Source organism: Stenotrophomonas sp. NA06056 (assembly GCF_013364355.1).
In the GTDB taxonomy this organism is placed as follows: domain Bacteria; phylum Pseudomonadota; class Gammaproteobacteria; order Xanthomonadales; family Xanthomonadaceae; genus Stenotrophomonas.
The window spans coordinates 2,609,594-2,622,219 of record NZ_CP054931.1 but is presented as its reverse complement, the minus strand read 5'-3'; the positions used below and the strand labels follow the sequence as shown (position 1 = coordinate 2,622,219).

Sequence of the window (12,626 nt, the reverse complement as noted above, 5' to 3'; positions counted from 1 at the left end):
AGTGCGTTCATCCGTGTTCGAAGCGCAGCGGGGCGGTGCCCATGGCGGGGTCACTGGTACCGGGGCGGCCATCTTCGACTCGACCGGCCAGGCGTTGCTCGACACCCTCCGAGTGCACGATCAGGTCGTACCAGCCTGCGGTCGGTGTCGGGTCCCAGGCGAGTACGGTTTCCGCGCCGGCCACCAGCTGCAGTTCCTGTGCGGGCATGTGGCCCGCGTAGGCGCCGCCCTGTACCTGGACCCTGCGCGCTGAAGGCCATGGATTGCGCAGCACCAGCCGCAGTTGGCCGTCCGCACGCTCCACCTGCGCATGCAAGGGTGCGAGCGTGCCAGCGCCGCGATAGTGGCGATGGAATCCATTCGGCCCCAGCAGCCAGAGGTCGTAACGACCCTGTGCATCCAGCGGCCAACGATCCTGCAACGGGGCACCCGGTGCCACGGTGTAACGGCGCGGGATGGCATCCAGATGCAGGCGGTCGTAGACATGCAGCACGGCCGTGGCGCCATCGCTGGCGAGCTGCAGGGTGATGCCCTCGCCATCCACCGACGTGGCCTGCACCTGCGGCCGATAGGGCAGCGCCCGCGCCGGACGCACGCCCGGCTCCTGGCGGGCCGGATGCAGGCCATCGGGCAGCGCAGGCACGGTACGGCCGGGCAGGGCGGCGGCGCGCGCTGCCACGGCGGTGACATCCGGCAGCGCCTTGACGAAGGGGCGCGTGTCGCGCTGGGCGAAGTCGAAGGCGTTGCTGAGATCACCGCAGACCGCTCGCCGCCACGGCGAGATGTCCGGCGCGGCCACGCCGAAGCGTCGCTCGATCAGACGCAGTACCGAGGTGTGGTCGTACACCTGCGAGTCGACCCAGCCGCCGCGGCTCCACGGTGAAATCACGTACAGCGGCACGCGTGGGCCAAGCCCATAGGGGCGGCCGCGCAGCTCGGCGGCATCGTATTTCTCGTCGCCCGGTGCCGGGTTGCGGTGGTACTCGCCCTCGGTGCTGACCGCCGATGCACCGGCCCAGCCATCGCCAAGCCGGGAGGGGGGAGCCGGTGGCGGTACGTGGTCGAAGAAGCCATCGTTCTCATCGAACATCAGCAACAGGGCGGTGCGGCTCCACACATCTGGATCGGCGGTCAATGCGTCCAGCACCCGTGCGGTATAGGCTGCGCCCTGCGCGGGGCTGGACGGGCCGGGATGCTCGCTGCCGGCGGCGTCGGCGATGATGAAACTGACCTGCGGCAGGCGTCCACTGATCGCGTCCTCGCGCAGCTGCGCCAGGCCACGGGTACTGACGCCGCGTGCACGCAACTCCGGGTCATGACCCGGGTCGCCGCGGTGCGCCTGGCGGAAGGCCTCGAACCCGGCCAGCGGGTTGTCGGTGAAGTTGTCGGCCATGTCCTGGTAGATCTGCCAGGACACGCCGGCCTTCTGCAATCGCTCGACATAGCTGGTCCAGCGATACGACGCAGGATGACCGCCCTGCTCGGGGAAATTGTCGTGCGAATTGGCGATCACCGGACCGCCTGCGCGGGCCTGGGCATCGTTGTGGCCGGTCCACAGGAACACGCGGTTCGGATTGGTGCCGGCCTGCATTGCACAGTGATAGGCATCACAGAGGGTGAACGCATCGGCCAGGGCGAACTGGAACGGCATGTCGCTGCGCTGGAAGTAGCCCATCGAATGGTTCTGCTTGGCCTTGGGCCAGTGCGCCATGCGTCCGTGGTCCCACGCCTGCTGTGCATCCGGCCAGGTGTGGGGCGTGCCTTCCACCCGCATGTAGCCGAAGTGCGCGGCGGTATCCAAGGGGAAGGGGGCGATCGCGCGCTGGCCGCTGGCGTCGGGCTGCAGCCACAGGCTGCGCGGACGCTCGCCGCCGGGCAGGGGTGTCGCTGGGGCCACGAAGCGGTCGCCGAAACCACGCACGCCGGGCAGGGTGCCGAAGTAGTGGTCGAACGAACGGTTCTCCTGCATGAACACCACGATGTGCTGCAGGTCCTGCAGGCTGCGCGTGCGCGAAGCAGGGGCGATCGCTGCTGCCCGGGCGATGCTGGGCAGCAGCGGCGAAAGGCCGGCGGCGACGCCGGCCTGCAACAGTCGGCGTCGGCCGGTATCAGTCACAGGGTCACACTCACAAGTCCACGCGGAAGGAGATGCCGACGGTGCGCGGTGCGCCGATGAAGGCGTTGTCGCGGCCGTCCACCCCTGCAAGATAGCGCTTGTCGGTCAGGTTGCTCACCACCAGGTTGGCGCCCATGCCCTTTAGGCGCGGTGACAGGCCCTGCAGGTCGAAACCGATGTTGGCGTTGAACACGGTGGCCGAAGGCAGCTTGTTGACGTTGGCCGCATCGAGGTAGCGCGTACCCAGATAGCGCCCGGACAGGCCGAAGTTCCAGTTCTCACCCTGCCAGTCGGCCGACACCACCAGGATCTGCTCGGGCTGGCCGATCACCTTGGCGCCGTCGACGATGCCCAGCTGCTTGTCGCGTGCATCGTTGCCGCTGCCCAGGTACTTGGAGCGGTTGTAGGTGTAGGCGGTATTGATGCGCCAGCCATTGTCCCAGCCATAGCCGAAGGCCGCTTCCAGACCGTTGCTCTCCACGCCACCAAAGTTCTCGTAGACGCCATCGGTCTCGCCGAGGTAGTCGATGCCACTGACCAGACCGGCCGGCAGGTAGACGATGCGGTTGTCGAACTTGATGTTGTACAGGGTGACCGAGGCGGTCAGCGGCCAGCGGCTGATGCGCATGCCCAGTTCGATGTTGTCGGCGGTTTCCGGTTCGACATTGCGGAAGCGCTGCGGATCGGTCTCACCCAGCACGCCGGAGGGGATTGCGGCGAAGTTCTGCGAGTAACCGGCGAACAGCTCCATGCCCTCCACACCCGGAGCCCAGGTGAAGCCGGTGGACAACAGCGGATCGGATTTCGAATCGGACTTTACATTCTCGGCGGCGCCGATCACGCGGCGACGCGACTGGTCGACGAAGAACTGCTTCACACCGAGGCGCGCGCTGAACGGGCCGAAGCGGGCCACGTCCTCGACGTAGTACATCTGCTCATCGACCTTGTACTTGTCCTCGAACTGCACCCAGTAGGGCTGGTGGTCGAAGGCGATGTCCTGGCCGACGTTGAGCAGGCGGTGCCAGTCGCGGCGCACGGAACGGTCGAGTTTCTCCACCCACAGGCCACCGCGGATCGTGTTGTCGATCGCGCCGAAGGTCTGCCGCCATTCGACATCGGCGGTGACGCCCATGCGATCGTTGTCGTAGTGGGAGTGGCGGTAGGACTGCGCGCCCTGCACGTTGCCGGCGTAGCAATTGGGGTCGTACTCGGCACTGAAGCCGAGCCGCGGCGTGCAGTTGGCCAGGCGCTGGGCGGAACTGCCATCGGGGTTCACGAAGTAGATCTGGCCACGATTGCTGCCGCCGTAGACCGTCCTGCCGCCGAGGTATTCCGACTGCGGGCGGCCGGCGCCATCATCGCTGACATCGGCCAGGTACGGCGGCAGCCAGTCACCGCGCCCCTGCATGCGGTGCCCGTAGGCAGCCATCGAGGCTTTGAAACCGTTGCCGCCATCAAAGGCCGCGCGCAGGTAGCCGAACGTGTTCTCGCGCAGTGCGCGCGAACCGGAGCGGTAATTCTGGTCCAGATACGGAATGCCGGTCAGGGTACCGACCAGGCCGTCGCGGTCCGGGTTGGTGGCGAACCCTTTCGGTGAAACGCTGGTGTACTCCGGCTCGTCGGCATCGTTGTAGGACAGGTAGCCGGTCAGGGTCCAGCGGTCCAGTTCGGTGATGAACTTGCCGGCGATGTGGTCGTTGCTGGTATGGCCGGTGCCATCGATCCAGTCATGCACGCGCGCCGACGATGCGCTGATCCACGCACGGGTATGTCCTCCCAGCAGGCCGGTGTCGTAGCGCACGTAGTACTTTCGCGCTTCGTTGTCACCGGCGCCCAGCACCATGCGCAGGCGCTGCTCCTGCAGTGGATCGCTGGTGAGGAAGTTCAGGGTACCGCCCAGTGCTTCGTTTGAGCGCGAGGAGATATCGGCCGTACCCTGGCTCACTTCCACCGTTTCCAGGTCGAGTGTGTCGATGTAGCGGTTGGCCAACGAGCCGCCGCCATAACCGGAACCGCCATTGGGCAGGCCATCGATGGTGGTGCCGATCTGCTGGGTATCGCGGTTGGTGACGAAGCCGCGCATGCTGATCTGCGTGCCCCAGACCGAGGAACCGGTCGCATCGGCTTCGCTGACGACCACGCCGGGCACTTCGTTGAGCGCGCCATTGACGCTGCTCAACACGGTCTGCCGGTTCAAGGTTTCCTGGCGTACCGAGGTCTTGGCATAGCTGGTGGCCTGTCCGATCACCTGCACCTGGTCCAGGGTCCGCGCGTCGGCGCTTCGCGTATCGGCGGCATCGCCCTGCGGTGCTTCAGCCAGGGCATCCAGTGCGGGAGCAATCAGCAGGGCAAGCAGCGAGATACGGGGAAAGCGCGCAATCGTTCGCATCGAAACCGGACCTTCAGGGGGAGGAAAGTCCGGGAGTGTCGGTAGCGCCGATGACATGGCGGTGACGCGCAGATGCAGGGAGTGTGTTGTGTGACGGCCGGCAACAGACGCGACGCTGCTCAGTAGCGCGCGTCCCTCGGTTTCGGGTCGCGTGGCCAGTCCTTGGCCTTGCCGGCAAAATCCGGGCGCGGCTGGTTGATGAAGTAGCTGGCGATATCCACCGCATCCTGGTCGGCCATCACCTGCTGGCCCAGTGGCGGTTCACGGGTCACTGCCGGTGGCATGTTGTGCTTGACGAAGCCTGCGGCCTTGTACAACCGCGCCATGCCGGCACCGATGTTGAAGCTGCGCTCGCCCCACAGCGGCGGGAACGCGATATCACCGCTGGCATCGCGCTGGCCCTCGCCGTTGTCGCCGTGGCAGGCGGCGCATTGCGCGGCATACAGCGCTTGCCCACGAATCGGGTCGGGTGTCAGCGTGCTGTCGATCGGCCCTTCGCTGGGCGCGGCCACGCGCGCACCCTCCGGTACCGGGCGGCTCAGCCACGCCATGTACTCCAGCATCGCGCGCATCTCCGGCGCGTCCTTGGCCAGCGGTTTGCCGTTCATCGAACGCTGCAGGCAACCGTTGATGCGCTCGGCCAGGCCGATTTCCCTGCCCGGGCGCGGCATGTAGCGCGGGTAGCTGCCGCCGCCGGTGTTGAAGTAGTGATTGCCGAACGGTCGCTTTCCCTCGGCCATGTGGCAGGAATTGCAGTTCAGATCATTGCCGACATTGTCTGGCAGCAGGCGTGCGGTTTCATTGAGCAGGCGACGGCCGAACATCACCGCATCGGCGTTGCCGAGGCTGGCAATCTCTTCGGCACTGGGTACGTGGTACTGGCCCACCACTTGGCCGTGGGCGTCGAGGATATCCAGGGTCTTTGCCACCTCCGCGTCCAGGTCCGGGTACAGGTGCTGGTACAGCAGCGTACCGGCACCGGTCAGCAGCACCGCAACCACTGCGCTGGCGATCAGCGCTCTGGAACGCTTCTTCGAACGCCTCATTGCGCATTCTCCTGCGGGACCACATGCACCGGCTTGTCACGCACCACGCGGCGCATGCGCGCCACGTCCAGTTCACTGACCGCACTGGCCTGGTTGCCCCAGCTGTTGCGGATGAAGGTCAGGATGTCGGCGAGCTGCGCATTTGGCAGCTGCTCGAAGCCCGGCATGGTGAACGCCATCCGGTCACGCGCGGTATGCGGCGTGCGTCCACCGATCAATGTCACCTGCACCAGCGAGCTGGGATCGTCGGCAAACACGATGGAGTTGCCGGCCAGGGCAGGGTAGATCCGTGGCATGCCGCGACCATCTGCACGATGGCAGGCCTGGCAGTGTTCGGCGTAGGCCAATGAACCGGTCACCCGGTAGTCGCCTCCGCGCAGTGCGGTGGTAGTGGTGTCGGTGCCCGGCGTCCACTGCGCGCTGCGACCTTCGCGTGCTGGCAGCTGCTTCAGATAGCGCGCCATCGCCAGCAGATCGGTGTCGGACAGGTACTGCGTGCTGTGCTCGACCACATCGGCCATGCCGCCGAACGCCGCAGAACGATCGGTGCGGCCGGTGCGCAGGAACTCGACGATCTCGGCTTCGCTCCAGCTGGCCAGGCCGGTGGCCTCGTTGCGCAGGTTCTTCGCATACCAGCCTTCCAGCACCGAGCCGGACAGGAACTGGCGGCTGCCGTCATCAGCCATCGCCTTTTCCTGGAAGGCCAGCCCGCGCGGGGTATGGCAGGCGCCGCAATGGGCCAGGCCTTCAACCAGTTCGGCGCCGCGTTGCTGGCCGGCATCCAGGGCTGGATCAGGGGTGAAACTGCGCGGGCGCGCGAACAGCATCTGCCACCAGGCAAGCGGCCAGCGCATGTTGGCCGGCCACGGAATCGTGCTGTCGGCGTTGTCCTGCCGGACCGGCTGCACCGCGCCCATGAAGTAGGCATACAGCGCCTTGATCTCGGCATCGCTGGCGATCACGTACGAGGCGTAGGGCATGGCCGGGTACAGCGGCTGGCCGTCATGGCGGATGCCACGCCGCACCGCGCGCTCGAAGTCCGCGTAGTCGTACGCGCCGATACCGGTATCACGGTCCGGGGTGATGTTGGTCGAGTACAGCGTGCCCATCGGCGTCTGCATGCCAAGCCCACCGGCGAAGGGCTTGCCGCCCGGTGCGGTATGGCACGCGGCGCAGTCGGCGGCGCGCGACAGATAACGGCCCTGCTCGATCAGGGTCGGGTCGTGGATATCGACCTCGGCCTGTTGCCGCGGGGCGAACCAGTACGGCGTGCTGCGGGCGATGCCGTACGCGGCGGCCAGTGTGGCGGCCAGGGCAATGGCGAGCTTGAACGAGGTGCGCATGTGGGCACTGTGGCCATTCGTGCGATGGCGTTCATTGATCCGGATCATTGCCCTGGCCGGTCGCGGCAATATGACAAGCTGAATCGATCCTGCGCTGTCATCAACCCGTCATCCAGTTGCGATAGATGCCATCGGGCGCGACCGCTAACCTGCCACGCTGTCGCACTTTCCCCCTGACTGCCCATGAAGCGCCTGCTACTGCTTTTGCTGGCGTGCGCCGGCCTGTGGCTGGCTGCATGCTCGTCGTCGATGACGGCTTCGTCCACCTCGCTCAGCGACCGCCTGATCGCGCCCGGTGGCGTTTCGACCCTGCTGGATCAGCCGCGTATCGCCGCCGCTGTGGCCGCGCTGCCGAACCGGCATGGTTTCGCCGCGGGTCGTGATGGCGTGCCGATCTTCTGGCGCGCTTTCGATCCGGGCGACTATGGTGCGCGGTACCGCTACCTGCCGCAGCAGCACCAGAACGGCCTGCCGTTGGATACCGGCTTGAGCCTGGCGGTGCCGCAACCGTTCCGCGCGCAGGCGCCGCGCGGCACCGTTGTGTTGCTGCACGGCTGGATGATGAACGGTGATTCGATGTTGCCGTGGTCGCTGCAGCTGGCCGAGTCGGGCTACCGCGTGGTCACCCTTGACCTGCGCAACCACGGCCAGTCCGGTGCCGGTCCCTCCGGCTACGGCACCTATGAATCGGACGATGTGGTGGACGTCATCGCCGAACTGCGCGCGCGTGGCGAGGTGACCGGCCCGCTGTATCTGTTCGGTGTTTCCTATGGCGCGGCCACCGCACTGTTCACCGCCGACAAGCTGGGCGACCAGGTGGCCGGCGTGGTGGCGATGGAATCGTTCGCCAATGCCGGCGTGGCGATCCGCACCATGATTCCGCATCTGATGGCGCTGCAGCCGGAAGGCCTGAAGGCGCAGGCGATCGCTTCATATGCACGCTGGCGCTACGGCAGCCAGGACATCAACCAGGTGGTGGCCGCCGCCAGCCGTCGCATCGACGTGGACCTGGACAAGGTGGACGTTGCCCGCGCGCTGGCCGATACCCGTGCCTGCGTGCTGCTGCTGCACGGACAGGGCGACCAGCACATTCCGGTCAGCCAGGGGCGTGCGCTGGCGCAGGCCAACCCGCGTGCGCACTACATCGAGATGCGTGGCGAAGATCACATCACCCTGCCGCGGCGACTGGACCTGCTGGCCGGGGTGGTGGACGACTGGATGGCGCGCGACGAGCACCACCCGAAGACCGCCTGCCCAGCGCCGCAGTTGCCGGCACAGGCCGAGTGGCTGGTACACGGCGTCGATGCACCGGCAAAGACCCCAGCGCGCGGCTGAGTCTTCAGGGTAGGCGGCGGGCCAGCGAGCGCGCCGAGGCCGCCACGCCCAGCAGCATCGCTGCCACGCACAGGAAGGCAAAGCCCAGGCTGGTGGCGTGGGCAAGCGCGCCGATTGCTGCAGGGCCTGCAAGGATGCCGGCATAGCCCAGTGTGGTGACAGCGGTGATCGCAATGCTCTCCGGCATCGCGCGCTGCTGGCCGGCCATCGAGAACAGGGCAGGCACGATGTTGGCGCAGCCCAGGCCCACCAGCACGTAGCCGACCAGCGCCATCGCAAAGGAGGGCACCAGCGTGGCCAGCGTGAATCCAGCCGCCGCGATGATGCCGCCCATGACGATGGTGCGGGTGCGGCCAAGGCGCTCGACGATGCCATCCCCGAACAGGCGCATCGCGGTCATCGCCAGCGTGAACACGGCAAAGCCCGCACCGGCCTGGTCGCGCGGCACCTGCCGCACTTCGGCCAGGAACACCGCGCTCCAGTCCAGCATCGAGCCCTCGGCCAGGAACACGATGAAGGCAAGCACGCTGATGAACAGCACCACGCCGTGCGGCACGGCCAGCATCGGGCCGTCATGCAGAATGCGTTGCGGGCGCCAGTGCGGTGCCGACAGCAGGGCCACCAGCAGCATTGCCGCTACCGCGATCAATGACGACAGCCACAACGGTGTGCCAAGAACCAGCAGGCCGGTCATGCAGCCAGCGCCGACGAAGCCACCGATGCTGTAGAACGCGTGGAAGCCGGACATCATCGGGCGGCCCGCATCGCGCTCGACGGCCACCGCCTGCATGTTCATCGTGCAGTCCATCGCGCCCACGCCCGCGCCGAAAACGAAAAGCGTTGCACCCAACGCCAGCGGCGTGGGGGCGAGCGTCAGCAGCGGCAGCGCGAGCAGAATCAGGGCCGTGGTGGCGATCATCAAGCGGCGCGAACCAAGCCGCGCGGTCAATGCGCCGGCCAGCGGCATCGCCAGCAATGAGCCCAGCCCCAGGCACAGCAGCAGCCCGCCGAGGCTGGCATCGGAGAGCCCGGCCTTGGCCTTGGCGTAGGGCACCATCGGTGCCCAGGCAGCAGTGGCAAAACCGGGAATGAAGAACGCTGCGCGGGTCGCGTGCTGCTGGGCGCGGGGAGAAGAGGGCGTCATGCGCGAGGAAGGCTCCTGGGGATCATGTCTATGAAAACGTTTTCACAGGCCCCGGGCAAGTGCCATGGATGACATCGGGCGACGCATACGATTGCAGTGGTCCGGACGCGTCACCGTTGATTAACGTCATCAGTGGACAGTAGCCCGACGGTCGGCATTCCGCCCGGCCGCTGCCGGAGACCAGCGCATGAGCACCACACCGACCATCCTCCTCGTCCATGGATTCTGGGGCGGGGCCGCACACTGGGCCAAGGTGATCCTGGAACTGCACCGCAAGGGCCACGACCAGGTGAAGGCGGTCGAACTGCCGCTGACATCGCTGGTCAACGACGCCGAGCGGACGCGCCGGATGATCCGCCAGATCGAGGGTCCGGTTGTGCTGGTCGGGCATTCCTACGGGGGCGCGGTGATCACCGAAGCCGGCAACCAGCCCAACGTGCAGGGTCTGGTCTTCATCGCCGCGTTTGCGCCGGACAGTGGTGAGAGCCCTGGCGGCATCACCCAGCAGCATCTGCCCGAAGCGGCGCCGAATCTCGCCCCGGACAGCGATGGCTACCTGTGGCTGCGTGCCGACAAGTTCCATGAGAGCTTCTGCCAGGACCTCAGTGCCGACGAAGGTTGGGTGATGGCCGTCACCCAGAAGGCGCCGCTGGCCAGCACGTTCGGTGATGCGATCAGCGATCCGGCGTGGAAGCACAAGCCGAGCTGGTACCAGCTGTCCAGCCAGGACCGGATGATCGCGCCGCAGAACCAGAAGGCCATGGCCGAACGCATGCAGCCCAAGCGCCTGCTGCAGCTGGACGCGAGCCATGCCTCGCTGGCCTCGCATCCTGCCGAGGTGGCAGCACTGATCCTGGAGGCCGTGGCGGCCGTCGACGGCTGACCATCGCCGAGGAGCAGCGCCGGGTAAGACTCGGGTGCCGCCCACGACAGCGGGGGCGCAGGAGAGTAGACTCCTGCGCCTGCGGCCCTTGGCCGCCATCTCCCCCTTCCCTCAAGCCGCCGCCAGAGGATCCCACCCCTTCGTGGAGGTCCCGTCGTGTCGTCTGTGCCTGTCCGTTTTTCCGTGCTCTCACTGCGTCGCCGCCCGTTGGCGAACGCCCTTGCCCATGGTCTTCTGCTGACCTCGCTGGCCGCTGCCGGCACGGCCTCGGCCCAATCCGCGCCGGTCGAAGGAGAAGGCAAGGCGCCCTCGCAGACGCTGCAGACCGTGCAGGTCACCGCCAACCAGCTGGGCACCATCACCGAGGGCAGCGGCGCCTACACGCCGGGCACCATCGCCACCGCCACACGCCTGGTACTGACGCCACGGCAGACCCCGCAGACCATCAGCGTGATCACCCGGGCGCAGATGGACGACTTCGGCCTGGACGGCATCGATGACGTGATGCGGGTGACCCCGGGCATCAGCATCGTCACCTACGACAGTGAGCGTACCGAGTATTACGCACGTGGTTTTGCCGTGCAGAACTTCCAGTACGACGGCATTCCGATGTCGCGCGACTCGGCTTACTCGGCCGGCAATACACTCAGCGATACCGCGATCTATGACCGCATCGAAGTGCTCAAGGGCGCTACAGGTCTGCTGACCGGCATGGGCGATCCCGGCGCGACGATCAACCTGGTGCGCAAGAAGCCGGGCAAGGAATTTGCCGGCAGTGCGACGCTCGGCGTCGGCCGCTGGGATGACTACCGTGCCGAAGTCGATGTCGGCGGCCCGCTGACTGCCGATGGCCGCGTGCGCGGGCGCGCGGTAGGTGCCTGGCAGGACAAGCATTCCAATCTGGATTTCTACCAGCGCACCAGCAAGGTCGGCTACGCCGTGCTGGAAGCCGATCTGGGTGAGCGCACGCTGCTGACAGTCGGTGGCGACGTGCTGGAGAGCGATCCCAAGGGTTCCACCTGGGGCGGTATTCCGTTGCTGGACAGCCAGGGCAATTTCAATGACATGCCGCGCTCGTTCAACAACGGCACCCATTGGAGTGGCTGGCGCCAGTACGTGCGTACCGGCTTTGCCACGCTGGAACACACCTTCGACAACGACTGGGTGGCCAAGCTGCAGCTCAACCACCAGGTCAACGGCTACGACGCAGCACTGGCGGGTGCGGCCGGTGGCAATCCCGATCCGGTCACCGGCGAAGGCGTGTCATTGTGGCTGGGCAAATACGTCGGCAAGACCGTCAGCAACGCTGCCGACTTCTACGTGAGCGGCAAGTTCGGCCTGCTCGGCCGGGAGCATGAACTGGTGGTCGGCGGCAGCGCGTCGCGCAAGCGCTGGACCAACACCGGCTATTCGCCCCAGCCCGGATACCCGACCGCCGTTGCTGACTACAACAGCTGGAAGGGGGACATTCCGGAGCCGGAATGGCAGCGCGGTTATGGCAACAATGAAGTGACCCGCGAGAACGGACTGTACGTGGTCGGCCGCTTCGACATTGCCGACCCGTTGAAGGTGATCGTTGGCAGTCGCCTTGCCAGTTACCGTTCGCCGCAGACGCGCGAGACCGGCGTGTTCGTACCGTATGCCGGCGTGGTCTACGACCTCGGCGAGCACTATTCGGTGTATGCCAGCTACAGCACCATCTTCAAGCCGCAAGGTGAGCGCGACGAACAGGGCAAGGCACTGGATCCGCTGGAAGGCCGCAGTTATGAAATGGGTCTGAAGGCAGAGTTCTTCGATGGCCGCTTCAATGCCAGCGCGGCATTGTTCCAGCTCGACCAGGACAATTTCGCCCAGCCTACCGGCGGCAAGACGCCGACCGGCGATATCGCCTATCAGGGATTGATGGGGGTGCGCACCAAGGGCTATGAACTTGAGTTGTCCGGGCAACTGGCCGAGGGATGGCAGGTGCAGGGCGGCTTTGCGCACAAGATCGCCCGCCAGGCCGGCAGCAAGGTGTCCACGCTGGAGCCGGAGAACCAGTTCAGCCTGCACACCAGCTACCGCCTGCGCGGCGATTGGCAGGGCCTGACCGTCGGCGGCGGCGCGCGCTGGCAGGATTCCACGTTCGGCAACATCACCAACCCGGCCAATGGTGCGTCGGTGGTTCATCGCACCCAGCCGTACTGGCTGCTGGATGCCATGGCCCGCTACCAGTTCAACGATCGCCTGTCGGCCACGGTCAACGTCAACAATCTGCTGGACAAGCGCTATTACACGATCTTCAGCTGGTACAGCACCTACACCTGGGGCGAGCCGCGCAATGTGCGGTTGAGCTTGAATTACAGGTTCTGACGCGGGTTGTGTAGAGCC

The 12,626-nt window shown here is 66.4% G+C and carries 8 protein-coding genes; 3 read left to right on the top strand and 5 right to left on the bottom strand.

Annotated features, from left to right (window positions below; genetic code table 11):
• Positions 1–7 precede the first annotated feature (7 nt).
• The 4 genes from HUT07_RS11675 to HUT07_RS11660 all read right to left on the bottom strand — a co-directional run bounded on the left by HUT07_RS11675 (position 8) and on the right by HUT07_RS11660 (position 6,894).
• The gene (locus HUT07_RS11675; RefSeq protein ID WP_176021077.1) at positions 8–2,116 is read right to left on the bottom strand and encodes a phospholipase C, phosphocholine-specific; all 2,109 of its coding nucleotides are present in this window, start codon (positions 2,114–2,116) and stop codon (positions 8–10) included.
• A gap of 10 nt (positions 2,117–2,126) precedes the next feature.
• Complete coding sequence (locus tag HUT07_RS11670) at positions 2,127–4,505, bottom strand: TonB-dependent receptor (protein WP_176021076.1); 2,379 nt, start codon at positions 4,503–4,505, stop codon at positions 2,127–2,129.
• 119 nt (positions 4,506–4,624) lie between these two features.
• Entirely contained in the window at positions 4,625–5,551 is a 927-nt protein-coding gene (locus HUT07_RS11665; RefSeq protein WP_176021075.1) for a c-type cytochrome, read from the bottom strand.
• Positions 5,548–6,894 (bottom strand): cytochrome c, encoded by a 1,347-nt coding sequence (locus HUT07_RS11660; protein ID WP_176021074.1) that lies wholly within the window; start codon positions 6,892–6,894, stop codon positions 5,548–5,550. The genes HUT07_RS11665 and HUT07_RS11660 overlap by 4 nt, the downstream gene beginning before the upstream one ends.
• A 183-nt stretch (positions 6,895–7,077) precedes the next feature.
• Here HUT07_RS11660 and HUT07_RS11655 point away from each other — a divergent pair, with 183 nt between their 5' ends.
• Positions 7,078–8,229 carry an alpha/beta fold hydrolase gene (locus tag HUT07_RS11655; RefSeq protein WP_176021073.1) on the top strand — a complete coding sequence of 384 codons (1,152 nt, stop codon included), beginning with the start codon at positions 7,078–7,080 and terminating at the stop codon, positions 8,227–8,229.
• Between the two features lie 4 nt (positions 8,230–8,233).
• Here HUT07_RS11655 and HUT07_RS11650 read toward each other — a convergent pair whose 3' ends face one another.
• On the bottom strand, positions 8,234–9,373 hold the full coding sequence (locus tag HUT07_RS11650) for an MFS transporter (protein ID WP_176021072.1): 1,140 nt from the start codon (positions 9,371–9,373) through the stop codon (positions 8,234–8,236).
• A gap of 187 nt (positions 9,374–9,560) precedes the next feature.
• Between HUT07_RS11650 and HUT07_RS11645 the strand changes: the two genes are divergently transcribed.
• The gene (locus tag HUT07_RS11645) at positions 9,561–10,256 is read left to right on the top strand and encodes an alpha/beta hydrolase (protein WP_176021071.1); all 696 of its coding nucleotides are present in this window, start codon (positions 9,561–9,563) and stop codon (positions 10,254–10,256) included.
• Between the two features lie 156 nt (positions 10,257–10,412).
• Positions 10,413–12,608, top strand: coding sequence for a TonB-dependent siderophore receptor (locus HUT07_RS11640; protein ID WP_176021070.1), 2,196 nt, complete (start codon positions 10,413–10,415; stop codon positions 12,606–12,608).
• Positions 12,609–12,626: the final 18 nt, after the last annotated feature.